This is a genomic window from Micromonospora sp. MP36 (genome assembly GCF_008119785.1).
Taxonomy (GTDB): Bacteria; Actinomycetota; Actinomycetes; order Mycobacteriales; family Micromonosporaceae; genus Micromonospora.
The window spans coordinates 1-25651 of sequence record NZ_VSFA01000081.1 but is presented as its reverse complement, the minus strand read 5'-3'; the positions used below and the strand labels follow the sequence as shown (position 1 = coordinate 25651).

At 71.2% G+C, this 25651-nt stretch carries 20 protein-coding genes; 10 read left to right on the top strand and 10 right to left on the bottom strand.

All coding sequences use genetic code 11. From position 1 onward, the window contains the following. Positions 1 to 10: 10 nt before the first annotated feature. Positions 11 to 1108, top strand: coding sequence for a hypothetical protein (locus FXF52_RS31595; protein WP_222870775.1), 1098 nt, complete (start codon positions 11 to 13; stop codon positions 1106 to 1108). A gap of 12 nt (positions 1109 to 1120) precedes the next feature. On the opposite strand, the gene FXF52_RS31590 is transcribed toward FXF52_RS31595, so the two are convergent. Then, entirely contained in the window at positions 1121 to 1681 is a 561-nt protein-coding gene (locus FXF52_RS31590) for a GNAT family N-acetyltransferase (RefSeq protein WP_148802358.1), read from the bottom strand. A gap of 393 nt (positions 1682 to 2074) precedes the next feature. Between FXF52_RS31590 and FXF52_RS31585 the strand changes: the two genes are divergently transcribed. Further along, positions 2075 to 7564, top strand: a complete 5490-nt coding sequence (locus FXF52_RS31585; protein WP_148802356.1) for a carboxyl transferase domain-containing protein — start codon at positions 2075 to 2077, stop codon at positions 7562 to 7564. 147 nt (positions 7565 to 7711) lie between these two features. On the opposite strand, the gene FXF52_RS31580 is transcribed toward FXF52_RS31585, so the two are convergent. The 4 genes from FXF52_RS31580 to FXF52_RS43435 form a co-directional block, all read right to left on the bottom strand. Next, complete coding sequence (locus FXF52_RS31580; protein WP_148802354.1) at positions 7712 to 8455, bottom strand: SDR family NAD(P)-dependent oxidoreductase; 744 nt, start codon at positions 8453 to 8455, stop codon at positions 7712 to 7714. Between the two features lie 83 nt (positions 8456 to 8538). Next, positions 8539 to 9408 (bottom strand): GNAT family N-acetyltransferase, encoded by an 870-nt coding sequence (locus FXF52_RS31575; RefSeq protein WP_187413834.1) that lies wholly within the window; start codon positions 9406 to 9408, stop codon positions 8539 to 8541. 198 nt (positions 9409 to 9606) lie between these two features. Then, positions 9607 to 10185: a hypothetical protein gene (locus tag FXF52_RS43440; protein ID WP_255472535.1), complete on the bottom strand. Its 579-nt coding sequence runs from the start codon at positions 10183 to 10185 to the stop codon at positions 9607 to 9609. Positions 10186 to 10187: 2 nt separating this feature from the next. Continuing rightward, positions 10188 to 10676 carry a hypothetical protein gene (locus FXF52_RS43435; RefSeq protein WP_255472534.1) on the bottom strand — a complete coding sequence of 163 codons (489 nt, stop codon included), beginning with the start codon at positions 10674 to 10676 and terminating at the stop codon, positions 10188 to 10190. Between the two features lie 280 nt (positions 10677 to 10956). On the opposite strand from FXF52_RS43435, the gene FXF52_RS31565 reads away from it, so the two are divergent. Then, positions 10957 to 11154 carry a hypothetical protein gene (locus FXF52_RS31565; RefSeq protein WP_148802351.1) on the top strand — a complete coding sequence of 66 codons (198 nt, stop codon included), beginning with the start codon at positions 10957 to 10959 and terminating at the stop codon, positions 11152 to 11154. Between the two features lie 43 nt (positions 11155 to 11197). Here the strand turns inward: FXF52_RS31565 and FXF52_RS31560 are convergent, their stop codons facing one another. Further along, positions 11198 to 12076 carry an alpha/beta fold hydrolase gene (locus FXF52_RS31560; RefSeq protein WP_148802349.1) on the bottom strand — a complete coding sequence of 293 codons (879 nt, stop codon included), beginning with the start codon at positions 12074 to 12076 and terminating at the stop codon, positions 11198 to 11200. Between the two features lie 102 nt (positions 12077 to 12178). On the opposite strand from FXF52_RS31560, the gene FXF52_RS31555 reads away from it, so the two are divergent. The 3 genes from FXF52_RS31555 (at position 12179) to FXF52_RS31545 (ending at position 18086) form a co-directional block, all read left to right on the top strand. Next, positions 12179 to 14149 (top strand): BTAD domain-containing putative transcriptional regulator, encoded by a 1971-nt coding sequence (locus FXF52_RS31555; protein ID WP_148802347.1) that lies wholly within the window; start codon positions 12179 to 12181, stop codon positions 14147 to 14149. A gap of 94 nt (positions 14150 to 14243) precedes the next feature. Next, positions 14244 to 14714 (top strand): SRPBCC domain-containing protein, encoded by a 471-nt coding sequence (locus FXF52_RS31550; protein ID WP_148802345.1) that lies wholly within the window; start codon positions 14244 to 14246, stop codon positions 14712 to 14714. Positions 14715 to 14882: 168 nt separating this feature from the next. Next, positions 14883 to 18086, top strand: coding sequence for a patatin-like protein (locus FXF52_RS31545; RefSeq protein ID WP_148802343.1), 3204 nt, complete (start codon positions 14883 to 14885; stop codon positions 18084 to 18086). Between the two features lies 1 nt (position 18087). On the opposite strand, the gene FXF52_RS31540 is transcribed toward FXF52_RS31545, so the two are convergent. Further along, complete coding sequence (locus FXF52_RS31540; RefSeq protein WP_148802341.1) at positions 18088 to 18660, bottom strand: GNAT family N-acetyltransferase; 573 nt, start codon at positions 18658 to 18660, stop codon at positions 18088 to 18090. Between the two features lie 66 nt (positions 18661 to 18726). Here FXF52_RS31540 and FXF52_RS31535 point away from each other — a divergent pair, with 66 nt between their 5' ends. Genes FXF52_RS31535 through FXF52_RS31525 form a run of 3 tightly spaced genes read left to right on the top strand, consistent with a single transcriptional unit; the run spans position 18727 to position 21094 of the window. After that, positions 18727 to 19809 (top strand): sensor histidine kinase, encoded by a 1083-nt coding sequence (locus FXF52_RS31535; protein WP_148802339.1) that lies wholly within the window; start codon positions 18727 to 18729, stop codon positions 19807 to 19809. Next, entirely contained in the window at positions 19806 to 20462 is a 657-nt protein-coding gene (locus FXF52_RS31530) for a response regulator transcription factor (RefSeq protein WP_148802366.1), read from the top strand. The genes FXF52_RS31535 and FXF52_RS31530 overlap by 4 nt, the downstream gene beginning before the upstream one ends. A gap of 56 nt (positions 20463 to 20518) precedes the next feature. Continuing rightward, complete coding sequence (locus tag FXF52_RS31525) at positions 20519 to 21094, top strand: hypothetical protein (RefSeq protein ID WP_148802337.1); 576 nt, start codon at positions 20519 to 20521, stop codon at positions 21092 to 21094. A 99-nt stretch (positions 21095 to 21193) separates the two neighbouring features. Here FXF52_RS31525 and FXF52_RS31520 read toward each other — a convergent pair whose 3' ends face one another. After that, positions 21194 to 22363: a hypothetical protein gene (locus tag FXF52_RS31520; RefSeq protein ID WP_148802335.1), complete on the bottom strand. Its 1170-nt coding sequence runs from the start codon at positions 22361 to 22363 to the stop codon at positions 21194 to 21196. Between the two features lie 171 nt (positions 22364 to 22534). Continuing rightward, positions 22535 to 23191: a methyltransferase domain-containing protein gene (locus FXF52_RS31515; RefSeq protein ID WP_148802333.1), complete on the bottom strand. Its 657-nt coding sequence runs from the start codon at positions 23189 to 23191 to the stop codon at positions 22535 to 22537. Between the two features lie 237 nt (positions 23192 to 23428). Between FXF52_RS31515 and msrB the strand changes: the two genes are divergently transcribed. After that, positions 23429 to 23887: a peptide-methionine (R)-S-oxide reductase MsrB gene (gene msrB, locus FXF52_RS31510; protein WP_148802331.1), complete on the top strand. Its 459-nt coding sequence runs from the start codon at positions 23429 to 23431 to the stop codon at positions 23885 to 23887. 119 nt (positions 23888 to 24006) lie between these two features. Here the strand turns inward: msrB and FXF52_RS31505 are convergent. Beyond that, on the bottom strand, positions 24007 to 25651 hold a 1645-nt coding region (locus FXF52_RS31505; RefSeq protein WP_148802329.1), incomplete at its 5' end, for a penicillin acylase family protein.

Below are 25651 nucleotides of genomic sequence, written 5' to 3'. Positions count from 1 at the left end.
AGCGGAGTTGTTGCCGGCGACGTCGAGGCACTTGCCCGACTGCGGAGGAACGTCCCGTCAGTATGCGCCGCCCGGTTTCTGCACGCTGTTGCGGCGGGCCGGACGACTAACCTGGCGTCGTGACGACTGCCACGCCGACGGCGACATCGCCCCCGAGACGTGCCGACAGGCAGGCGACGACATGACCGGCGACAGCGAGGAAGCCCGCCCTGGCCTGGCGCCCGGTGCCCGCCGACCGGTGGGCACCATGTTCGCGGCCCTGTACGGCGAGCTGGCGCCGCATCCGTGGCGGGACCCGGACGCCGACCCGGATGCGTACATCTTGTTCCACGACCGGTCGCTTGCCATGGGCTGGCTTCAGCTGGGCTCCGGCGGCATGCTGGAATCCGCCGGGGTGCAGGTTCCGGGCCTGCGCGATCTGCTGATCTATCACGACAGCGCCACGGGGAGGACCGGGGATGTCGAGGAGAGGGAGGTCGGGGCGGCGGGCCTGTGGGGCATGAACGACGCTGGGCAGGATCACCCGCGCGCTGCTCCCGACCCGTCGCTGGTCGCGTGGTTCCAGGTGGGGGTCGAACCGGTGCCCGGTGATCGGCCGCTGCCGGTGCAGCCGTTCCTCCGCTGCGCGGGTGACGTGGCGGCGCGCATCGGCACCCTGAGCTTGCAGGCGGTGCAGGTGTTGTTGCCCGTCCAGGGCCTTGACCCTGGGTCGCGTCCGGATTACGCCCCGATACCTTCGGTCCGCACCGCTCGGTGGTTCGGCGGTGGGGACCCGCGGTCGAGGACGCCGGTGCGGGTCACGCTGGACAGCGGGCAAGCTGTTTCCGTCCCCGAGGCGGCGCCGCGGATGCGGGAGCAGATGCGCCGACTGGAGCAGGACGTGTTCGGGTGCGAGTCGTATTCCTTGGCCGATCACGAGCCGCCGACGATGCGGCCGCCGTTCGACGACAGCTTCTGGAACGGCCCTTCGCTGCACCGGGCGACCTTCCACGGGACGCTCGCCGAGTGGTCGCTGGATGCGCTCGGCTGGCTGGGCGGCTTCCTCGCCGACCTGAGCGCCTGGCACGGGGTCACCACCCCGCTGCTCTTCACGGTCAGCCGGAGGTAACGCAGCTGACGCCTATCGGCGCTGCTCCCAGTCGGTGCGGGTGAGTTCGTACTCGACTTCGCCGTGCTCGGAGCCTTCGATCGCCTCGGGCCAGTCGCCGGTGAAGGTGCGCAGGAACGACAGGCCCGCCTTCTCCATCACCCGCCGGGATCCGGCGTTGACCGCCATGGTGTTCGCGGTCACCCGCTGCACGCCGAGGTCGGTGAACCCCTTCTCGATCAGGGCGCGCGATCCCTCCGTGGCGTAGCCCTTGCCCCAGGCGGCCTTGTTCAGCCGGTAGCCGAGCTCGACCACGGCAGGGCTGTGCTCGTCGAGGGGACGGAACTCGAACCAGCCCAGGAACGTCCCGGTGTCCTTCTCCTCGGCGGCCCAGTAGCCGCGGGTATCGAAGCACGGGTAGTCGTGCAGGAGCCGCGGCAGAGTGCGCACCTGGATGGTCTCGCGACTTGTCGGCCGGCCACCGTTGATGAAACGCATCACCTCGGGGTCGCCGTCCAGGGCGACCAGGTGGTCGACGTCTGTGTCGGTGAACGGGCGCAGCACGAGCCGCTCGGTTTCCAGGAAGACACCCACACCGCGATCTTCGCTACCGTCGGGCCGGTCCCGCCACTCGATATTCGCCGCAGGCCATTGCGGGCCGGCCGAGGCGTCGAGGGGTCGCCGTTCTGACGCTGGGTGAGTTGTGGGCTACGGCTGGTTCGCAGGAATCAACCGGTGCGGCCGTTTGGCATGGGTTTGACCGACGACGTGCCGGGCCTGGCGCTCGTCACGGCGTTGAAACCGAAATGTCTAGAAGTTGGCGGGTGTCCACAACTGAAGTTGGTGGCTTTCCACAACGTTCGCCGTCCCCAGGTGGTGGATCCGGCGATTTGCCTACCGGCCAGTAGCCGTGAAAGTTGTTGACGGGGACCCCTGCCCGGAGGGAGCCCCCGTCACGTTCTGCACGCACTTTGGGAGGCTTACTCGGTGTTCAGCCGCATCGCCATCGTCAACCGGGGAGAGGCCGCCATGCGGCTGATCCACGCCGTTCGCGAGCTCAACGCCGAGACCGGGGCCCCGCCGATCGAGACCATCGCCCTCTACACCGACGCCGAGCGCGCCGCCACCTTCGTCCGCGAGGCGGACGACAGCTACTGCCTCGGGCCCGCGTCGACGCGCCCGTATCTGAACCACAGCGTCCTCGAACGCGCGCTGGTCGAGACGCGTGCGGACGCCGCGTGGGTGGGCTGGGGCTTCGTCGCCGAGGATCCGGCGTTCGCCGAACTCTGCGAGAAGATCGGGGTCACCTTCATCGGTCCGAGCGCCACGGCCATGCGCGAGCTCGGTGACAAGATCGGCGCGAAGCTGATCGCCGAGGAGGTCGGCGTCCCGGTGGCGCCGTGGAGCCGCGGCGCGGTGGAGAGTCTGGACGCGGCCAAGCGCGCGGCGGCCGAGATCGGCTACCCGCTGATGCTCAAGGCGACCGCGGGCGGCGGCGGCCGGGGCATCCGGGTCGTCCGCAGCGAGGAGGAGCTCACCGAGGCCTACGAGCGCACGAGCCTGGAGGCCGAGCGCGCGTTCGGTAGCGGCGTGGTGTTCCTGGAACGCCTGGTCACCGGCGCGCGGCACGTCGAGGTGCAGGTCATCGCCGACGGTCAGGGCACCGCATGGGCACTGGGTGTCCGGGACTGCTCGGTGCAGCGGCGCAACCAGAAGGTCATCGAGGAGTCCTCCTCCCCCGTGCTCACGCCCGAGCAGACCCGCGAGCTGAAGGCGGCGGCCGAGCGGCTCGCGCTGGCCGTGGACTACCGCGGCGCCGGCACCGTCGAGTTCCTCTACCACCCGGGCGACCAGCTGTTCGCCTTCCTCGAGGTCAACACCCGACTTCAGGTCGAGCACCCGATCACCGAGGCCACCACCGACTTCGACCTGGTCAAGGCGCAGATCCACGTGGCCGCCGGCGGGCGGCTCGGCGAACGGATCCCGGCCGAGGCCGGACATGCCGTCGAGGCCAGGCTCAACGCCGAGGACCCTGACCGGGACTTCGCGCCGTCGCCCGGTCGGATCGTCCGGCTGGCGCTGCCCAGCGGCCCCGGCATCCGGGTGGATACCGGGGTCAGCGAGGGCGACCTGATCCCCGCCGACTTCGACTCGATGATCGCCAAGATCATCGCCTACGGCCGTACCCGCGACGAGGCGCTCGGCCGGCTGCGCCGCGCGGTCGCCGAGACCACGGTGATCATCGAGGGCGGCGCCACCAACAAGAGCTTCCTGCTCGACCTGCTCGACCAGCCCGAGGTGATCGACGGCAGCGCGGACACCGGCTGGATCGACCGGGTTCGCGCGCAGGGCCGCCTGGTCACCACCACGCACTCCGGCATCGCACTGGCCGCGGCCGCCATCGAGGCGTACGAGGACGAAGCGCTCGTCGAGCGGCAGCGGCTGCTGTCCACCGCGCACGGCGGCCGCCCGCAGGTGCAGCACGAGAGCGGCCGCCCGATCGACCTCAAGCTTCGCGGCGCCAGCTACCGGGTGACCGTCGCGCAGACCGGGCCGCGCCGGTTCCGCGTCGGCATCGGGGAAGCCTCCACCGTGGACGTCGAACTCGACCGGTTCGACGAGCACACCGGCCGGATCCTGGTCAACGGCCGACGCTACCGCCTCGTCACCGACACCCACGGGCCCATCCACCTGGTCGAGGTGGACGGCGTCACGCACCGGGTCAGCCGCGACGAGGGCGGCGTGCTGCGCTCCCCCGCCCCCGCGCTGGTCGTCGCCACCCCGCTCGAAGTGGGCGACGAGGTCGAGGCGGGCGCGCCCGTGCTCGTCCTAGAGAGCATGAAGATGGAGACCGTGCTGCGCGCGCCGTTCAAGGCGAAGCTGCGGGAATGCCAGGTCTCCGTCGGCAGCCAGGTGGAGGCCGGGGCGCCGCTGCTGCGCCTGGAACCGATCGGCGACGAAACCGCCGGCGCGGCCGCCGAAACCGAAGCCGTCGACCTGGAGCTGCCGCCCGAGCCGACCGGTCTGTCCGCCGAGGCCCGCGTCGCGCGCGGCATCGCCGACCTGCGCAGCCTGCTGCTCGGCTACGACCTCGACCCCCGTGACGAACGCCGGGCGCTGTCCAACTACCTGGCGGCGCGGGCCGAGCTCGGCCACCGTCCGCTCGAGGAGGAGGTCGAGCTGCTGCAGGTGTTCGCCGACCTGTCCGAGCTGAGCCGCAATCGGCCGGTCGGCGAGGAAACCAAGGCCGACACCCGGGTGCACAGCCCGCGCGAATACTTCCACGCGTACCTGCAGTGCCTCGACGTCGAGCGCGCCGCGCTGCCGGACACCTTCCGCAACCGGCTCGCCCGGGTGCTCGCCCACTACGGCGTCAACGACTTCGAGCGCACGCCCGCGCTGGAAGAGGCCGTGTTCCGGATCTTCCTGGCGCAACGACGGACCTCGGCCGATGTCTCGGTGATCGTCACGTTCCTGCAGCAGTGGCTGACCGAGCCACTGCCCGGCGACGACCTGCGCGAGCTGGTCGGGCAGGCGCTGGAGCACCTGATCTTCGCGACCCAGCTCCGGTTCCCGGTGGTCGGCGACCTGGCCCGCAGCATCGTGTTCCGCTGGGCCGCCCAGCCGATGCTGCGCCGCAAGCGCGCCGAGGTCTACGCGGGCGTCCGCGGCCACCTTCGCCACCTCGACGAGAACCCCGGCGCGCCCGACCGCGCCGAGCGGATCGCGAACATGGTCGCCTCGCCCGAACCTCTGGTCCGGCTGCTCGGTCAGCGCATCGGCAAGCCGGGCGCCGACCACGGGCCGATGCTCGAGGTGCTCAGCCGCCGCTACTACGGCAACCGCGGGGCGAGCGACGCGCGATCCGTTGAGGTGGCGGGGCATTCGTTCTTCACCGCCCAGTACGACCGCGACGGCGAGCGCTTCCGGCTGATCGCGGCGGCCACGGACTTCGGCGAGCTGCCCGCGGCCCTGGCGAAGGTCGCCCAGCTGTCCGACTCCAGCGACGGCTCGGGCTCGGCGCCGCGCCGTGACCCGGAGCCGTCGGTCGCCGACGTGTACCTGACCTGGGCCGACCAGCCCGGGACGGACGCGATGGCCGCGACCCTGCGGGACATCGTCGACCAGGCCGGGCTGCTGGACGTGCTCCAGCGGGTGACGGTGTCGGTGGCCGGGCGCAACGGCACGCCGATGCACCACCAGTTCACGTTCCGGCCAGGCCTGGGCGAGGACCGGGTCATCCGCGGGCTGCACCCGCTGATCGCCGAGCGCCTGCAACTGTCGCGACTGCGGAACTTCGACCTGACCCGCCTGCCGTCGGCGGACGAAGAGGTCTACCTCTTCCATTGCGTCGCCCCGAACAACCCGGCCGACGAGCGGCTGGCGGCGATGGCCCAGGTCCGCGACCTGACCCCGCTGCGCGACGCCGACGGCCGGATCCTCGCGCTGCCCGCGGTCGAGGGCGCGCTGGACGCCTGTCTCGACGCGATCCGCAAGGTCCAGGCGCAGCGTCCCGCGAAGAAGCGGTTCGACACCAACCGGATCACCATCTACGTCTGGCCGCCGAACGACCTGACCATGGACGAGCTCGACGCCGTCGCCCAGCGCGTGCTGCCGATCACGGCCGGCGCGGGCCTGGAGGAGGTGCTGTTCCTCGGCCGCCAGCGCGACGGGGCCACCGGCGAACTCACCGACATCGCGGTCCAGATCTCCTACGACACGGGCATGCGGGTGTCGGTCACCGAGCCGACGGACGAGCCGATCCAGCCGCTCGACGACTACCGGCAGAAGGTGCTCTCGGCGCGGCGCCGCGGCACGACGTACCCGTACGAGCTGACCGAGATGCTGGCCGGTCAGCGCGGCACCTTCACCGAGTACGACCTGGACGACACCGGTGAGCTGGCCCCGGTCGAGCGCCCCAAGGGGCAGAACAAGGCGGGCATCGTCGCCGGTGTGGTGAGCACGCCGACGGAGCGGTATCCCGAAGGCGTCACGCGGGTGGTGCTGCTCGGCGACCCGACCAAGGCGCTGGGCGCGCTGGCCGAGCCGGAGTGCGCGCGGGTGATCGCGGCGCTCGACCTCGCCGAGCGGATGCGCGTACCGGTCGACTGGTTCGCGCTGTCCGCGGGCGCGCGGATCTCGATGAGCTCGGGCACCGAGAACATGGACTGGGTGGCCGCGGCGCTCAAGCGGATCGTGGAGTTCACCCAGCAGGGCGGCGAGATCAACATCGTGGTCGCCGGGATCAACGTGGGCGCCCAGCCGTACTGGAACGCCGAAGCCACGATGCTCATGCACACCAAGGGGATCCTGGTGATGACCCCGGACTCGGCGATGGTGCTGACCGGCAAGCAGTCACTGGACTTCTCCGGCGGGGTGTCGGCCGAGGACAACTTCGGCATCGGCGGTTACGACCGGGTGATGGGCCCCAACGGCCAGGCCCAGTACTGGGCGCCGGACCTGCGGGCCGCCCGCAACGTGCTGATGACGCACTACGACCACACCTACATCGCGCCTGGCGAGACCCGGCCGCGCCGGGCCGTCACGTCCGACCCGGTCGACCGCGACATCTCCGACTACCCGCATGCGGTACCGGACAGCGATTTCACGACCGTCGGCGAGATCTTCTCCCGGGAGCGCAACCCCGATCGGAAGAAGGCGTTCGACATCCGTACGCTGATGCGGGCCCTGGCCGACCAGGATCACGCGATCCTGGAGCGCTGGGCGGGCATGGCCGACGCGGAGACCGCGGTGGTGCAGGACGTGCACCTCGGCGGCGTCCCGGTGTGCCTGCTCGGCATCGAGTCCCGGTCGGTGCCGAGGCGCGGCTTCCCGCCCACCGACGGCCCGGACACCTACACCGCGGGCACCCTGTTCCCACGCTCGTCCAAGAAGGCCGCGCGGGCGATCAACGCGGCCAGCGGGAACCGGCCGCTGGTCGTGCTGGCGAACCTGTCCGGGTTCGACGGTTCGCCGGAGTCGATGCGCCAGTTGCAGCTGGAGTACGGCGCGGAGATCGGTCGGGCGATCGTGAACTTCGAAGGGCCGATCGTGTTCTGCGTGATCTCGCGGTATCACGGCGGCGCGTTCGTGGTGTTCTCCAAGGCGCTCAACCCGAACATGACCGTGCTCGCCGTGGAGGGCTCGTTCGCGTCCGTCATCGGCGGGGCGCCCGCGGCGGCCGTGGTGTTCGCCGGTGACGTCAACGCGCGCACGGCGAAGGATCCGCGGGTGGCCGAACTGGAGGCGCGCGTCGCGGCGGCGACCGGCGGGGAGCGGGCGGCACTGGTCACGCAGCTCATGGACGTCCGGGCCACGGTGCGGGCGGAGAAGCTGGGCGAGGTGGCCGCCGAGTTCGACGGCGTGCACAGCATCCAGCGCGCGGTCGAGGTCGGCTCGGTGGACGCCATCATCCGGCCGGAGGAGCTGCGTCCGCAGATCATCGCGGCGGTCGAGCGCGGGCTCGCCACCGCGTAACCTCGAGCCTCCCCTCACGGTGAGGGCAGACCGAATGCCGGGCCGGGGCGTTGCCCCGGCCCGGCGACCCGATTCGTCAGCGCCCTGCTGCCCGAGGGCCAGGGCCGATGGCGTCGCCCGCCCGGCGAGGCACGGCGACGGCTCCGGTCAGATGGCGAACCCGCCGTCGACGTCGATGGTCGCGCCGGTGAGGTATCGGCTGTCCTCGCGGGCCAGGAACGCGACCGCCGCCGCGATGTCCGCCGGCTCGGCGTACTGACCCAGCGCGGTGAAGCCCCTGATGGCCTCGGCGTAGGGGCCGTCGGCGGGATTCGCATCGGTATCGGTCGGGCCGGGGTTGATCAGGTTCACGGTGATCCCGCGTGGCCCCAGGTCGCGGCCGAGGCCCTTGGTGAGCCCGATGAGGGCGGTCTTGCTCAACGAGTACACGGAGTGGCCGGGGAACGCGGCACGCTGCGCCATGTTGCTGCCGATGTTGATGATCCGCCCGCCGCTGACCATGTGCCTGGCCGCGGCCTTCGACGTGACGAACGGCGCGCGGACGTTCACGGCGATGCTCAGGTCGAACTCCGCCAACCCGAGGTCGTCCACCGGTCCGGCGAGGTAGATCCCGGCGTTGTTGACCAGGATGTCGATGCGGCCGAATTCACCGACAACCTCGTCCACCGTCCGCGTCAGGGCGGCCGGGTCGGCGTTGTCGGCGCGGACCGCCAGTGCGCGCCGTCCCGCAGCCTTGATCTGCTCGACGACCTGTGCGGCCCGGTCGCCGTTCTGCTGGTAGGTCAGCGCGACATCGGCGCCGTCCGCGGCAAGGCGTAGGGCGACCGCCGCGCCGATGCCGCGGCTGCCGCCGGTTACCAGCGCTACTTTCCCGTCAAGAACGTTGCTCATGGCGTCAAGCGTCGCCCGGTGGGCCCGGCAAGTCTGGCGGTGTCCGGACCTTGCGCTCCCCGCTCGGCCTCGACCGGCGGCCGTCAGGCCAGAGCGGGCGACGGCACGGCCCGGCGCGCGTGCAGCAGGTCGACGCGGGTCGCCATGAACACGTCCATGTCAGCCGTACGCCATCCGGCTGCGAGCAGCGGACGAACAGCGGGGTGCGGCGCTGGCAGGCACACCTGCGCGTGACCCTCCACGCCGTCGAGGGCGGTGAGGGCCGCCAGCACGGCGTCGGCAGCCTGGGCGTCGGTGAGACGCGGATCCGAGGCCAGGTGCACCAGGCCGAAGCCGGCGCCCTCCCCCGCTGCGGCGCCGGCCGCCCGCGGTTGGCCGTCAAGCGCCGCGACCAGCGCGAGACCATTCGGCCGCCGGGTCCACGCGTGATGGTCGGCGGTGCGGTCCAGGCCCGTCCAGCCCACCTCGAACGCGCCGACCGCATCCGCGGACGACAGCTCGACCGTCCAACCAGCAGGCGGCCGCACGGTACGGGGATCCCCGGTGAGATACAGCAGCGGCCACCAAGCGTCCAGCCCGACGCTCGTGTAGAGCGGCAGCGCGTGTGGGTGCTGGCTGCTGAACGTCATCCGTGCGGTCGTCTGCTCGGGCCACAGTTGAGTGAGCAGGGCTCTGCCGCAGCCGCGACCGTGGTGCGCCGGGTCGACGAACAGGTCGCACAGCATCGAGGTCACGCCGGCGCGGCCGGCGATTTCCCGGGTCGCACCGAAGCCGACGATTTCGTCATCATCGATCGCGACGGCGATCTGCCCGTACCGCAGCAGGTGCCCGACGTACGCGGGGTCGGCCCCGGTCCATTCGCCTCGCTGGCCCGCCGCCTCGGCAACACGCGCGATGGCATCGAGATCACCAGCGGTGGCACCGCGAACCGTCAGGCCAGGCGTGGTCGTCATCCGCGCCATTTTGCCTTCCTGATCCCTGTCGCGACGAGCAGCCGCCCCGGCCGGCAGAGCAGGAACCGGGACGGCGATCCCGCTCGGCGGCGGCTGCGACCAGATCGACAAGACCCGGTCCGGAACGTGGTGTCGCACCGGCTGGACATACTGTCGCCGCGATCCAGCAGGGCGGCGAAGCAAAGACCCGGTATCTCGTCAGCCGGTCTCCGTCCCGAACGGGTCTTCGCCCTCGCCGAGGAGCAGCGGCACGTCGTAGACCGACATGTCGGGCCGGGCCCGCGCGTACCGCACCCGGTGGCGCCAGCGTCCGTGCTCGAACGCGACGTCCGCGTCGATCTCGGCCACCACGCTGGGCTCCACCTGTGCGTACGGCAGGGGCTCGGGCCGGTCCAGCTGGCCGGACCACGACGCGGGCAGCGCCTGCGGCCATGGGTGGGCGATCGCGCCGCGGCGCGGCATCCGCGGCGGCGACAGCAACTCGGCCAGCGCGGCGCGCTGCTCGCTGGTCAGCGGGTGGGAGCGGCCGGTGTACCGCAACCGCCCCCGCCGGTCGAACCGGCCCAGCAGCAACGTCTCGGGGCTGCTGATGCTGCCGGTCACCCCGCCGATGATCGCCTCCGTGACGATCCGGGTCCGGAACTTCGACCAGCCGCGCCGGCCGGGCTCGTACCGGCCGGTCAGGCGCTTGCTCACCACGCCCTCGATGCCCGCCGCGACGGTCCAGTTCACCAGCCAGTCCGACACCTGCTCCAGATCGGCCGTCTGCGGGGTCAGGGTCAGCTGCGCCGGCGCGTCGGCGAGGAGCCGCTCCAGCCGGGCCCGACGCTCGGACGGGGCAGATCCACGATCACCTGCCCGCCGGCATCCGCCAGCAGGTCGAACAACACGTAATGGGCGGGGAACTCACGGGCGAGGCGGAGCAGGGCACGGCCGGCGGTGACGCGTCGCTGCAGTTGGGCGAAGTTGGTCCGGCCGCCCTCCCAGACGATCAGCTCCCCGTCGAGCACCACCCCGGGCGGGACGGCGGCCCGGATCGTCCGGGTGATGTCCGGGAAGTAGGTGGTCAGGTTCCGGCCGGCCCGTGACTGCAGGTACACGCCGTCGGTCTCCCGGAAGGCGAGCGCCCGCCACCCGTCCCACTTCGGTTCGTGCACCAGGTCCGGGCCCTCGGGCACCGCGTCGACCGGCGCCGCGAGCATCGGTGCGGCCGGCCGGTGCAGGCCGGCTTCCGCCGCGGCGCTCGCCCCCGGTCGGGCGGGAGTCACGTCCGGTCCCGCCCACGCCGGCCGCAAGAGCCTCTCATCTTCGCCTCCCCAGGTCATCGTGGGGAAGAAGGAGGCGAGCCCGGGCGGAGATCCGCGACAACGAATCTGCGTTGGCCTGCGACACCACCGGCGGTTGCTGGCCACGGCCGTGGAGCAACCGTCGGCCGCAGGTGCGGATCCCCCAGCCTGGCTGCAGGACCCGCGCCGGCCGCGGACGCCGCCGAGGGCAAGGCGCTGGTAATCCGGATTCCGGCCGCGCCGGTTACGTACCGTCGAAAAGGTGGACGTGCTGCTGCGCGGCGGGCCAGGTGACGGCCAGGTGGTGCCCGGTGGCGGGGAGACCGTGGTGTGGCAGGCCTGCCTGTACGAGATCACGCCCGAGGTCGGTCACTGGCGCGGCCGCGACCTGCGGGTGTACCAGCACCGCCCGGACTGCTGTGCGCCCTATGGCCGAGGCTCGGAAGATCGGTGTGAATGATCATCACGAGCGGGCCGATGGTGGCAAAGGTGGCGGGCGTTCCCTAACGCACGAGAAGCGAACGCAGGATCTTGATGACCTCTGTCGGTGCCTCCTCGGCCATGAAGTGCCCCGCGGACGTGGTGTGGTGCTCCAGGTTCGGGGCCCAGGCCCGCCACAACGCGGCGGCGTCGTAGCCCAACGCCGCTCCCCAGTCCTGCTGGACGACGGCGACGGGCATGGCCAGCCGGTTCCCGGCGGCCCGATCGGCCCGGTCGTGCTCGATGTCGACGCCGGCCGAGGCGCGGTAGTCGGCGACGATGGAGTCGACGGCCTCGCGCGAGGCCGTCAGGTACGCCGCGCGCACGTCGGCGGGGATGGTCTGCGGGTTCTGGGCCCACACGTCGAGGAAGTAGCCGAAGAAGGCGTCCGCGCTCGCGCTGATCATCTGCTCGGGCAGGCCCGCTGGCTGGGCCATCAGGTACAGGTGGAAGGCGACCGCGGCGCTGGCCCCGTGCAGGATGTCCCACATGTCCAGGGTTGGCAGCACGTCGAGTGCGGCCAGGTGGGTGATCGTGTCGGGGTGGTCGAGGCCGGCGCGGATGGCCACGAGGGCACCACGATCGTGACCGGCGAGGGCGAAGCGTTCGTGGCCGAGCTTGCGGGCGAGGGTGACGATGTCCGCGGCCATGGTGCGCTTGGCGTACGTGTCGGCACGGTGTGCGGCGGGTTTGTCGCTGGCTCCGTAGCCGCGCAGGTCGGGGCAGATCACGGTGTGGTCGGCGGCCAGGTCGACGGCGACGTGTCGCCACATGAGGTGGGTCTGCGGGAAGCCGTGCAGCAGCACGACCGGGGTGCCGGAGCCGCCCACCGCCGCGTGCAGCATCACGTCGTCGTCGACCTTTACGCGCTGGTAGTCGAACCCGGGGATGACAGGTGTCATGGTCTTCCTTTCTCCGTGGACTCGTTCAGCGTGCCGGCCGCGGATGAGCAACCGATGAGCGCGATACGTTGCTCTCAGGCACGGGAAGGTGGGGTCGACAAGGTGCAGGTCAGTTTCGGTGTGCTCGGGCCGGTGGTGGCCTGGGACGAGGCCGGCGCGCCGATCGACGTGAAAGGCCCGAAACACCGGGCGGTGCTGGCGCTGCTGATCATCGCCCGCGGCCGGGTGGTCCCGGTCAGCCGGCTCGTCGATGACCTGTGGGAGGACCCACCCTCGGGGGCGGTGAGCGCCGTCCGCACGTTCGTGGCGGCGTTGCGGCGCGCGTTGGAGCCGCAGCGCCCGCCGCGGGAGCCGGCCAGGCTGTTGGTGACCGAAGGGCCTGGGTACGTCCTTCGGGCGGCGCCCGAGGCGGTGGACGCCTGGCGGTTCGAGGACGAGGTGGCCGCCGCGTCCGGCGCACCGCCGCAGGCGGCGCTCGAGCGCCTCGACTGTGCCCTGGGGCGGTGGCGGGGCCCCGCGTACGCAGGCTTCGACGACGAGTCGTGGGCGCGCGCCGAGCGCTCCCGCCTCGAACAGCTACGGCTGAACGCGGCCGAGCGGCGGGCCGAGGCGCTCCTGGATCTCGGGCGAGCCGCCGAGGCCGTACCGGATCTTGACGCCCATGTGGCGGAGCATCCGTGGCGGGAGGAGGGGTGGCGGCTGCTGGCGCTGGCCCTGTATCGCGCGGGACGCCAGGGGGATGCGCTCGGGGTGCTGCGTCGAGCCCGCAACCTGCTGCTGGAGCAGCTCGGGGTCGATCCGGGCCCCCGGTTGCGGCGCCTGGAGGTCGACATTCTGCGCCAGTCCGAGCGGGTGGGCGATGCTCTCGGCCCGCAGGGCCCGGAGCGGGTGTGGGCGGACGCCGCGGCGGCGTACGACCGTACCGTTGCCGCCGGCTCGCGGGCTCGGCTCGAGTCGACGGTCGGCCTGCTGCGCAGCCTCGCGGTGGCCGGCCCGGGCGGGCTCGTGGCGGCGCGGGAACAACGGGTCGCGGCCATCGCCGCGGCCGAGCAGCTGGGCGATCCGGAACTGACCGCGCGGGTGATCGGAGGGTACGACGTACCCGCGATCTGGACCCGCTCGGATGATCCGGACCAGGCGGCGCGGATCGTGGCGGCGGCGGAGCGGGCCCTCGCTGCCCTGCGCCCCACCTCGCCCGAGGCCACCCGCGCCCGGCTGCTGGCCACCGTCGCGGTGGAGTCACGCGGTACGCGGGCGGCGCGCGGCCCCGAGGCGGCCCGGGAAGCGGAGCGGATCGCCCGCCGGCTGGGCGATCCCGCCCTGTTGGCCTTCGTCCTCAACGGCACGTTCATGCAGACCTTCCACCGGGCGGGCCTCGCCCCCGAGCGGGACCGGATCGGCGACGAACTCGTCACCCTCTCCGCCCGGCACGGCCTGGCGACGTTCGAGATCCTCGGGCACCTCATCCGTCTCCAGGCGCGCAGCGCACTCGCCGACTTCGCCACGGCCGACCAGCACGCCGCCGCCGCGGACCGGCTCGCCGCGCGGCACGAGCGCCCCCTGGCGGGGGTGTTCACCACGTGGTATCGCGCGCTGCGGCTGGCCGCGACCGGGGCGTCGTCGCCGGACGCGGAAGTCGCCTACCAGGAGGCGGCGGCGCAGCTTGCCGGCGCCGGCATGCCGGGCGTCGAGGAGGGCCTGCTCCCGCTGGCCCTGTTGTGCCTGCGGGTGTGGCGCGGTCTTCCGGTCGACTTCGCCGACGACACCGACTGGGGCCCGTACGCCCCATGGGCGCGCCCGCTGGTGCTGTTGGGCCGGGACCGCCCGGCCGACGCCGCGGCGGCGCTGCGGCAGACTCCGAACCCGCCACGCGATCTGCTGTTCGAGGCCCTGTGGTGCCTCACCGGTCAGGCCGCGATCGCCGTGACCGACCGGGCGATGATGCAGCGCGCCCGGACGGCACTCGCGCCGGCCGCGACGGAGCTGGCCGGCGCTGGCAGCGGCATGCTCACCGTCGGCCCTGTCGCACACCACCTCCACCAGCTCGCTGCCGCCCTCGGCGCTGGCCGGTGAGCCGGCGGGTCAGCCCGCGATGACCACCGCACGGACCGGCGGACTGCCGTTCCGCTTGCCCAGCAACCGCGCCGACACGCACTACCCTGCCCCCATGAATTCGACGCGCGTCTCGCAGCATGTCAACGCTTCCCGTCCGGCCGTCTACCGCGCGCTGGTGGATGCCGACGCGATCGCCAGGTGGCGGGTTCCCGCAGGCATGAGCAGTCAGGTTCACCAGTTCGACGCCCGCGAAGGTGGCTCATTCCGCGTCTCGCTCACCTACGACACGATCGAAGGTGCCGGCAAGTCGACGTCGCGCACCGACACCTACCACGGTCGATTTCTCAAGCTTGTGCCGAATGAGCAGGTGGTCGAAGTGTTCGAGTTCGAGACGGCGGACCCCGCGTTCCAGGGCACCATGACGATGACCACCACGCTCACCGACGCGGACGGCGGGACCGACGTCCTTGTCGTGCACGAAGGCATTCCCGACGGGGTTCCCGCCGCGGACAACGAGACCGGTACGCGTATGGCATTGGCCAACCTGGCCCGGCTTGTCGAGGCGGACGAGTCGTCCCGGTAACCAACGGCTCTTGTGCCCGCGGGCACACGACGGAGCCGGTGCCGGCGTGTCGGACCGCGATGGGATCTCCGGACGCACCGGCATCGACATACTATTCCGGACATGACTGCTGGATTCAGGCAAACTTCCCTGCGTTCGCTCATCGCCGTGATCACCCTCCGGTAGTACGTGGCGGAGACAGTGGAGGATCACGAGCCGGATTGGCCGGCCTCGCCTGCCGAGGACGCCGACCGGCAGGACATCCGACTCGCCGCGGTGATGACCGGCGGAGTCAGCCTGGCGGTGTGGATCAGCGGCGTGACCCTTGAGCTCTTCCGCCTGGCCACGGCCCGCAGCGGGGCGGGATCGGCGTACTCCTCACTGCTGGACCTGCTGCGGGCCGACGTCCGCGTTGATGTGATCTCAGGGACGTCGGCGGGCGGTCTCAACGGCGCCTTCCTGGCGCTCGGCCTCGCCCGGGGCGGGGATCTGTCGGTCATGCGCGACCTGTGGCACGAGCACGGCAGCCTGGACCGGCTACTCCGCGATCCCTTGACCCGCAACCCGAAGTCCCTGCTGAAGGGCGACGACTACTTCCTGCCCAAGGTGAGGGAAGCGCTGGAAAAGGTGATCTCGGATGCCAGGCGCCCGCCGAGCTGCCTGGACGACGACCGCCTGCCGATCGAGTTGGTGCTGACCGGGACGCTCTGGCAGGGCAGGTCCACGACGTTCACCGACGATCTGGGCGTCGCCGTCACCGAGACCGATCACGACGCCACCTTCCGCTTCGCCGACCTGCGGGCCGGCTACCGCGATGGGAGACCCGTCAGCGGCGATCTCGCCGCCGACGCCGTGCTCGAGGAGTTGGCCGCCGCAGCGCGATGCACCTCCGCCTTCCCCGGCGCCTTCGAGCCGCACTTCGTGTGGGTGAGCCCCGGAGACCCGGACGGCGACCTGCGGTGGGCGTCCACGGCGGGTCGAGCCAACTTTCGCGAATCACAGCACGTGGTGGACGGCGGAGTGCTCCTCAACAAGCCGATCAGGCCTGCTCTGGAGGCGGTGTACCGGCAGACCGCCGGCGTTCAGGTACGCCGCGTGCTCGCTTACGTCGCTCCGGATCCGGGCGAGCAGATTCGCTCCTCCCCCACCGCCCACCTGGTGCCCGAACCAGACCCGGCCAACCTGCCCGGGTCGCCGCTACCGTCCGCCCGGGAGGTGCTGCTGGGCGTCCTCACCCGCCTGCGGGCCACCGACTCCGTTTCCCGGGAACTCACCGAGATTCGCAACCGCAACGCCAACGTGCGGGTGCGCCGCCGGGCACGTGACCGGTTCGCGATGGCGATGACCGACGTCGCCGATCAACTCTCCGAACGGGCGTGGCCGGCGTACCTGGAGGTGCGCGCCGAGAACGCCGCCCGAACCTTGGCCCCGCTGTTGGCGGCCGGGCAGCGCGGCCGACCCGCCGAGCAGTGGAGCATGCAGGAACTGCTCGCCGCGCTGCGGCGACAGCCGATGTCGTTCATCCCGACGGGCCCCTTGCCGGAGGCGCTCGGACGCGTCGATGCGAGCTGGGACTGGGGGCAGACCACCGTCCAACGGCTCGCCGACATGACCGTCGACCTGCTCAAACGAGCGGTCTGGCTAGCCCACCTCGGCACGCCCGAGCGGAGGGCCATCGTGTGCTGCCGGGAAACGGTGACCGCCACGCTGAAGGAGATCCACGCCGACCGGGAGGATCTCAACCGCTACTGGTCCACGGCACCGACCGGACCGTCCCGCTACGGAATCAGCCCGATGCCCGCACGCCGGGGCTCGCTGAACCAGACCGCCGAGAACCTGCCCGAACTGGAGCGATGGCTCGCGGCCGCGTTGGTGGCTTGGGACTGCCCACCCGTCTCCGACGAGGGCGCCCGGCGGGCTCGCCTCTACCGACAGGCCCTCGAACTGGCCCGGCGCCTCCGCGAGATCGCCCCCGCGTTGCGGGCGGTGAGCGAGGTCGGGAACGACGTACTCGACCCGGATGGCGAATGGACGCAGCGGCTCGCCGCACTCCACCGATTCCTCGTGCCACCGCAACCCGCCCAGACCACGGGTCGGGCGACGCCCCAGACCGCGACGGCTGACGCGGGCCCTGCCATCAGCGAGGAACGGATCGCCGACGAGACGGTGCTGCAGAACATGCTGCGCCTCGACGTCGTACAGCTGGCCTTCACCAGCGCCAGCCCCGAGCCGGAACAGGAAGTGGAACTGGCCAAACTCTCCTCCCTGCACCCCGACCGGTTGACCGGCATCCAGCTGCACCACTTCGGCGCCTTCTACCGCGGCTCCTGGCGCATGAACGACTGGCTGCACGGCCGCATGGACGCGGTCGAACAGCTCATCCGGATCCTGCTGGCCCCGGAGCGACTGCGGCAATGTCTGCTCACCCCCCGGTCGGCGGCTGCCGCCGGTCCCCGGCCGGCTCCCGCTCAGGCCGTGGCCCAGCTCATGGAGGCGGTCGAGCGATGCGCGGTTCCCGACCAGTCACCGGACCGAAGCTGGCTGGCGGAGCAGTGGGCGCAGGACCGTGCGGCATGTGAACGCGAGGTGGAACAGATCATCGTTGGCCCGGACGCACCAGCATTGCGCGCCTGCACCCGCGTCCTGGCCCGACCGATCCAGACCGCTGTGCTCAGAGAAGACCTCCCCAGCCTCGCCAACGCGGTACGCGCCGAAGGCAACGACCGCTCCCAGACGAGCAACAGCTGGTTGGAGTCCTTCGACGCCGCCGACCGCAACGCCGGTCAGAACATTCCGGCACCGGACCTGTGGCGGCTGTGGGAGGAAGCCGCGAAGATCGGCAGGGAACGCATCGGAGGCGACGTCGGAAGCGACACGTTCGCGCGTACCCTGTCGCACACCGCCACCGTGCTGGCCAATGTCGCCGGGGACTCGGCGCGCATCAAGCCGGTGGCCATGGTCCTCTCCGCCTTCCGCGGCTACGCCCTCGCCGTCTGGGCGATGGTGGCCATGCTCACCCGCGGCAGCGCAGTGGGCACACATGCGGTGGAGATCGCCGTCGCGGCCGGCGGTGTCCTCCTCGCCGTCACACTGCTGGTGCCCGCGGTGCCGATCGCACTGACCCTCCTCGCTGTTCTCCTGCTCCTGGCCGGGTTCTCGTCTGCTGCCCTGCTGTCGCCCCGGACCAGACCGGTCGGTGTGCGCCTGGCCGCGGCAGCCCTCGTCGTCCTGCTGACGCTCGCCGGCATCCTATGGTGGGACTGGTCCCGCAGCGGTTCGGCGGCGCTGGTCTGGAGCCTGTCGATCAAGCTCGGGGTTTCGGTGCTCATCGTCCTGCTCGGCTGGTGGGTCGCCCGTGCACAACCCCGCCAGCCCGGCCGTGAACCCCGGTAGCTCAGCCCCCTGCCGCCGCGGCCCGGGACCGCCACTCGTCGGCCAGGATGGCGAAGACGAGCTGGTCGGCCCACTCACCCCGGAACAGGTAGCTCTGCACATGGTGCGCCTCCTGGCGCATGCCGAGCCGGGCCATCAGGCGGGCTGAGGCGTCGTTCCGGCCGTGACACCGGGCGTAGATCCGGTGCAGCCCCAACTCGTCGAACCCCCAGTCGAGCAGCGCCGCGGCGGCTTCGGTAGCCAGCCCGCGACCGCCATGGTCCGGGTGGAAGACGTACCCGAGTTCGCCCGTGCGGTCGAGCTGGCTGCGCCAGACCAACTCCACCGTCCCGATCACCCCGGCATCGGTGGCCACGGCCAAGGTCAGGCAGTCGCCCTCCTTGCGCAGCGCGTCCTCGCCCGCCATGGCCACCACCGACGCCCGCGACTGCTCGCGGGTACGCGGCCCGGCGCCGAGCATCCAGCGGACGACGTCCGGTCGGCGCTGAAATGCGTACACATCGTCGAGGTCGTCCAACGTGACCGGGCGCAAGGTGAGCCGCGCGGTGCGAATCGGGTACGTCGGCTGGAACATCAGGTGATCCTAGGGATACCGCGCTTGCAGTACGCGTTCACGCCGTTGCCTTCGTACAGTGACCGGATGCGGCGGTGGGCGATCGACGCGGGCGTCGTGGCGGTGAGTGGTGCGCTCACCTGGCTACGGCTCGCGTCGGCGGCGGTGGCGCCGGACGACCGCGGGCCGGACGGCGTGGCGTACGCGATCTGCGCCGCCATGGTGTTGGCGTTGTCGGTGCGGCGGCGGTGGCCGGCTGTCGTCCTGTCCGTGGTGGGCGGTCTGTTCCTGCTGTACCACGTCCTTCGCTATCCCGGTGGCACACCGGCCGTTCCGGTCTGGGTGGCGCTGTACTCGGTGGCCGTGGCGCCTCGCCGCCGCGTCGGTCTGGCGGTGGCGGCGCTGTTCATCGCGCTGGACGCGCAGGGGCGGACCGCGGTCGCGGGGGTGGGGTTCCTGGACGCGACGCTGGACAGTTCGACGGTGGTGTTCGTGGCGGCGCTGCTGTTGGGTGAGGGGGTTCGCGAGCGGCGGGCACGGCTGGCGTTGCTGGCCGCCGAACGGGACCGGGCGGCCGAGCGGCGGCTCGCCGACGAGCGGCTGCGGATCGCCCGTGAGCTGCATGACGTCACCGCGCACACGCTCGCGGTGGTCGGCGTGCAGGCCAGTGTGGCCCGCGACGTGCTCGACGACGACCCGGCGCAGGCCCGCGCGGCGCTGGACGCGGTACGTCGGGCGAGCCGGGAGGCGATGGTGGAGTTGCGTGCCGCGGTGGGCGTCCTGCGGGACGGCCTGCCGGTGCAGCCGCAGCCGCCGGCGCCCCGGCTTGACCGGCTGCCGCTGCTGGCGGCGCAGACGGGAGCGGTGCTGGTGTGCGACGGCGAGCCGCGGGCGCTGCCGCGAGCGGTCGAGGCGGCGGCCTACCGCATCGTGCAGGAGGCGGTAGCCAATGCGGTACGGCACGCCCGCGCCGGACGGATCGAGATCAGGTTGGGGTACCGGCCTGACGGCCTCTCGCTGACGGTGCGCGACGACGGGCGTGAGCCTGCCGGGCCACCGGGGAACGGGCTGCGCGGTATGACCGAACGGGCGGTCAGCCTCGGCGGTTGGCTGCGTGCGGGACCGGCCGACGGTGGTGGCTTCGAGGTGCAGGGGTGGTTCCCAGGATGACGGTGCGGGTGCTGCTCGCCGACGACGAGCGGCTGGTGCGCGCGGGCTTTCGGGTCCTGCTGGAACGGGCGCCGGACATCGAAGTGGTCGCCGAGGCGGCCGATGGTGACGAGGCCATCGCGCTGACCCGCGCGCACCGGCCGGACGTGGCACTGATGGACATCCGCATGCCGGGCACCGACGGGCTGACCGCGGCCCGGCGGATCATGTCCGACGGCCGGCTGCCAGGCGTTCGGGTTGTCGTACTGACCACGTTCGAGCTGGACGAGTACGTGTACGCGGCGTTGCAGGCGGGCGCGAGTGGTTTCCTGCTGAAGGACGTGGAGCCGGACGAGCTACGCCGTGCGGTACGCGTGGTGGCCGCCGGGGACGCGCTGCTGGCTCCGGCGGTGACCCGGCGGCTCATCGCGGCGTTCGCGAGCGGACCGGCGGTGCCGGGCACCGAGACGCTGACCGCGCGTGAGCGTGAGGTGGTCGCGTTGGTCGCCGCGGGGTTGTCCGACGTGGAGGTCGGCTTGCGGCTGAGCATCAGCCCGGCCACCGCCAAGACGCATGCCAACCGGGCGATGGCGAAGCTCGGTGCGCGGGACCGGGCGCAGCTGGTCGTGTTCGCCTACCGCAGCGGGCTGGCCGGGATACCGCGACCGCGGTAGACGGCCGTCAGCGTTCGGCGAATTCGATGCCGGCCGTGCGTTCGTAGCGTCCGGGTATGTTTCTCATTCTCGGTTCCACACTGAATTTCCTCGCCAGCTTCTTCTGGGAGGCCGACCGGCAGGGCATCACCGCCGGCACGCTCGTCGCGCTGTCGACCGCTTGCTGGTTGATCGGCCTGATCGGCCTGTACGAGCGGCTGCGGCCGGCCGCTCCGCGGTTCGTGGCGGTCGCGCTGCCGGTAGCGGTCGTCGGGGCCGTCGGCGGGGTGGCGTTCGGCGTGCAGAGCGTGCACGAGGGCCTGTTCGATGTCTCGCACGCAACAGCGGTCGAGTTGCTCAACGAGCGGTCGGCGTTCGCCGCCTACACACTGTTCTGGACCGCCGGGCCGCTGTTTCCGCTCAGTCTGTTCGCCCTGGGGCTCGTCCTGGCCAGGACGCGGACCAGCCCGGTCGCCGTCGGCCTGCTGATCAGCCTGGGCGCCGTCGCCTTCCCGCTGAGCCGGATCAGTCGGGAGGTGTGGATCGCGCACCTCGCCGACGTGCTGCTGATGCTGCCGTTCGTGTATCTCGGGGTGCGGGAGTTGATGCGGCCGCGCGGCGGGACGGCGCAGCAGGTTTCGGGCAAGCGGTAACCGGGGTCGGCTGCTCCTTCGCTGTGCCTCGGCGCGCCCGCCCGCCTGCTCAAGCGGCTTGTGCCGCTTGAGCAGGCATCGATCGAAGCTCGCGCAGCGCTACCTCGCGCGAATGTCCCAGCGCACCAGGCTGCCGCCCTCCGGCGGGTCGTTGGGCGTGACGATGCCTCGAACGTCGCCGAGGATCTGCCAGGAGGGCATGTCGTAGCCGCAGCTGAGCCCGTCGCGGCCGTGGATCAGCGGCGTCGGTGCGACCGACCAGGTCACCGCGTCGGTGCTACGCGCGATGCCCACCACCGTCTGAGTGTCCGTACGACCGCACGCTCCGCTGGCGCCTGAGAATGCCTCGAAGACTATGTACCAGTAGCCGTCGGGACCGCGGGTCATGTCCGCCATACCTACCCCGAAGTTGGCCCAGTCCGGGGTCGGGGACAGGTTGATCTTTTGGCGGACCCCGGTGTATTCACCGGCCAGCGCGTCGAGCCGAACCATTCCGCGCGTCTGCTTCAGGCGTCCGGTCGCGTCGTGTCCGTGGAAGGTCAGGAGGTAGCCGGTCCCGTCCTTTTCGATATCGGGCGTCCCGACCTCGTCGTCCCACGCACCGACGGCGCCAGGTCCAAGCAGAAGGGTGCTTTCCGACCAGTTGCGCCCGTCGGTGCTGGTGACATAGCGAATGGAGTGCAGACTCCGACCCTGCCCTGGAGCGACGTAGTTCGGGTCGTGGTCACGTTGCTCGAACACCATGACGAGGCGGGATCCGTCGGCGATGACGTCGGGTGAATACACCCAGGTGCTCTTGACACTGTCGTCAAAGCTGCAACTCTGACCCTGCTGGACCGTCTGCAGGGCAGGCAACGGGCGTCCTCCGTCGACCGGTGTCCAGGTGGCTCCGCTGTCGTTCGACGTCGCCATTGCCACGCCTTGCGGAATGGAGCAGGTGGCCCCCGTCGGGCTAATGAAGGTCCGGTAATACATGACGTACTGCCCGTTCCAGATGACCGAGGTGCTCTCGGCGTGACTGCCGATGACCTCAGGAAACGGGGATCTGCTCGGCTGCTTCAGCGCTGCCGTCCCATTGAACAGTTCAGCCGGCCCGGCCGTTGGCCCGTCGTCGTCTGTCAGATCCGGATCGGACGTGGCTCCGAATTGGGGCCAGGCTTTCGCGGAGTTTGTTTCGAACGGACTCGCACCGGCGGTTCGACCGATGATTACCACCGCAGAAACGACAATGAGCAGGACAGCGGCCAAACCTCGCATCTTCTTCGTCATGTCTCTCCACGCCGTTTCGGACCCAGGGGGTGCAGGGTTGACACAAAACCGTTGATCGGTTTTCGCGCCGACCGCCGGCCTTTCCGGTGGCGTGCAGCCTAATAGGCGTCACCCAAAACGGCGACTGCTCCATTTCCCGTAAAACCATGCCGCGGTGTGGTGCGGCTCCGCTCAGCGGCGACGGACCAGGACCACGTGGTCGACGAGGGTGCCGCTCTCGCCGTCTGGGCCGGTGCCCGTCCGGTGCGCGGCCCCGAGCCGTTCGGTGTGCCAGCCGTCCGGTTCGAGGTCGAGCGCGGCGAGGATCTCCTCCGGGCTGGCGAAGCGGGCGTGCGGGTGGCTCTCGCGGGCCCACGGCGGCGCCGCGCCGTGCTCGACGACCAGGAGGCGGCCGCCGGGCGCGACCGCGCGCGCCGCCGCGCGCAGCACCGCCTCCCGGGGCAGCTCCAGCGGGGACTGGAGGAACTGCGCCGAGACCAGGTCGTACTGGCCGGCCGGGAAGGTGCGGGTCAGGTCGTGCCGGGCCACGGTGATCCGGGATGCTACGCCGGCCCGGGCCGCCGCGGTGGCGAGCCGGTCCAGCGCGGTGGTCGAGACGTCGACGGCGGTGACCTGCCAACCCTGGCCGGCCAGCCAGATCGCGTCGCCGCCCTCACCGCAGCCCAGGTCGAGCGCGGTGCCGGGCGGCAGCGGCTCGACCACCTCGGCCAGGACGGCGTTCGCCCGGCCGCTCCACACCCGGTCGCGCTGTTGGTACAGCTCGTCCCAGAACCGGGCGGTGGCCGCGTCCACCGCCGGGTCGACCGGGTATGCCACAGGTTCGCTCATCGTGCCCCCTCCTCGCCGCGCGGACGGCCGCCGTCCCGGCCCGCCGATGGTGCGCCGCCGGGAACGGGCCGGCAAGGATCCTTGCCGTTTTGGCAAATGCCGGGCTGGGTGGGGCCAGCCGCTGCCGGCGCGGCACGTCGTGGTTGGCCGACGGCAGGCGGGGTACGCAGGTGAGCCACGTCTCTGGGCGTCTGGTTGACCGTCTTCCTGCCGAAGGTCTCGCCGAGAGGAGCAACTGTGTCACGCGAATACCGCAAGAACCCCGAGGCAATTTCTCGCCTGTCGCCGGAGCAGTACCGAGTCACACAGGAAGCCGGGACGGAGCCAGCGTTCGACAACGCCTACTGGGACAACAAGGAGCCGGGCATCTACGTTGACGTTGTCTCCGGCGAGCCGCTGTTCGCCTCCGTCAACAAGTTCGACAGCGGTACCGGCTGGCCGAGCTTCACCAAGCCGATCGAACCGACGAATGTGCGGGAGATCCAAGACTCGACCCTGGGTATGGTCCGCACCGAGGTCCGGTCGGCGCACGGGGACAGCCACCTTGGCCATGTGTTCGACGATGGTCCCCCGGAAGCTGGCGGGCTGCGTTACTGCATGAACTCGGCGGCGCTTCGGTTCGTTCGGCGCGACGACCTCGAGCGCGAAGGCTATGGCGAGTACCGCAAGATCTTTGAGTCAGCTGCTCGACCCTGAGGGGGCCGAACGAAAGAGACGCCGGCCGGGACCGTGTGGTCCCGGCCGGCGCGCTGCTCGTACCGGTCAGCTGATCAACTGCCAGGAAGCCTTCGAACCATCCGGTACACCACGGCTGATCACTTGCCCGGCTGGTAGCTCCGCTCGATGTGGCCCTTGAGCTCGTCCGGATAGAAGTAGACGGGGCGGAGGTTGCCGCTGGCGTAGCGTTCGACCTGGTCGTTGAAGTGCGGCGAGTCGGGATGCCCGCTCGCCCCGCCGGCCGTCACCGCCCAGGCGCGCAGCCTCGGCCCGAACTCCACCACTGCCACGAAGCTGTTGCCGCTGGTGCCGTAGTAGCGCTTCGTTCCCGGGTAGCGCCTGGCACCGAACGAGGCGAGGGAGCCCCATTGCGCGGAGGTGAACGGCACCGGGCTGCTCGGCTTGGCGTCGTCGAACGTCTGGACGATCGCGCCGTCGTTGCGCTGGAAGCGGTTGATCTCACCCCAGGGCACCTGCCAGCTGCCGAAGTCCTGCGTGAGCCGCTCCGCCGCCGCGTCGAGCGCCGCGAGCCGCTGCGCGGCGGTGGCACGCTCGGCCAGGTAGTCCCACATCGACATGCCCGCGTCCCGCGCCGCCTGGGCCAAGGGCGCCCAGAGCGCCTCGCCCCAGAACACGGCCAGTGACGTCGCGGTCGATTGCGCGGCCCAGCGATAGTCCCAGCCGCGCAGCAGGCCGATCGGGCCGGCGAGCTTCGTCTTCTGCTGGTCACCCTCGGGCAGCTTGTCCCACGCCGCGACGAGTCCCGGCACGAGCCGGGCGAAGGCGGTGAGGTACGTGTCGAAGGCGGCTTCGATCAGCGTCTGCGGGGTGAAGTCGGTCCGCGCGGTCAACACCCGGATGGCCTGCGGTCCCCGCGGGTTCTCGCCGGCCTGGTCGAAGTAGCGCGGATAGTCGGCGGCCTTGGGGCTGTCCGCGCCGGCCGCGGTCCAGGGCCAGTTGTTCGTGTTGAACGCCCAGCCGTTCTCCGGATTCACCGCCTGCGGCAGGCTGCTGAGGCTGTGCAGCCCGCGCCAGTCGGTCGCCGGATCGCTGCCGTCGACGGGCTTGCGATAGTCGAAGCGGTCGTCTCGCACCGGCATGAACTGCGGCACCAGGAAGGCGATCTCGCCCTTCGAGTCCGCGAAGAGCGTGTTGTTCGAGCTGTTGGCCTTGAGGCCCGCCACCTGGATGAAGTCCGCGTAGTCCCGCGTCTTGGTGCGCAGGAAGCTCTGTTGCAGCGCCTCGACGGGCCGGTTCATCAGCGCGAACGCGATCCACTTGCCGTCCGCCTCGCGCACGATCGGGCCGTGGTGGGTGGCGAAGGTGGTGAAGCTGCGCCGCGCCAGCCCGCCGTCGGCGGTGCGGTAGGACAACGTGATCGTCTTCGTGGTCACCGGCCGCAGTTCGTTGCCGTAGCGGTAGGACCGACTGCCATCCGCCCCGGTCACGATCGTCTCGGCGAACTCGTCGACGTTGTCGACGCCGCTCGACGTGTGCATCCAGCCCGTGTTGGCGTTGAAGCCCTGGTAGATGAAGAACTGCCCCCAGGTGGCGGCGCCGTAGGCGTTGAGCCCTTCGCCGCTGGTCACATGCTGCTCGGAGCGGAAGAAGAAACTGGTGTGCGGGTTGATCAGCAGCAGCGCGTGACCGTCCCGGGTGTGGCTCGGCGCGATCGCCCTGCCGTTCGGGCCGCCGGGCCCGCGGGACAGCAGCCCGCGCGCCTCATCGGTCATCTCCCCCGCC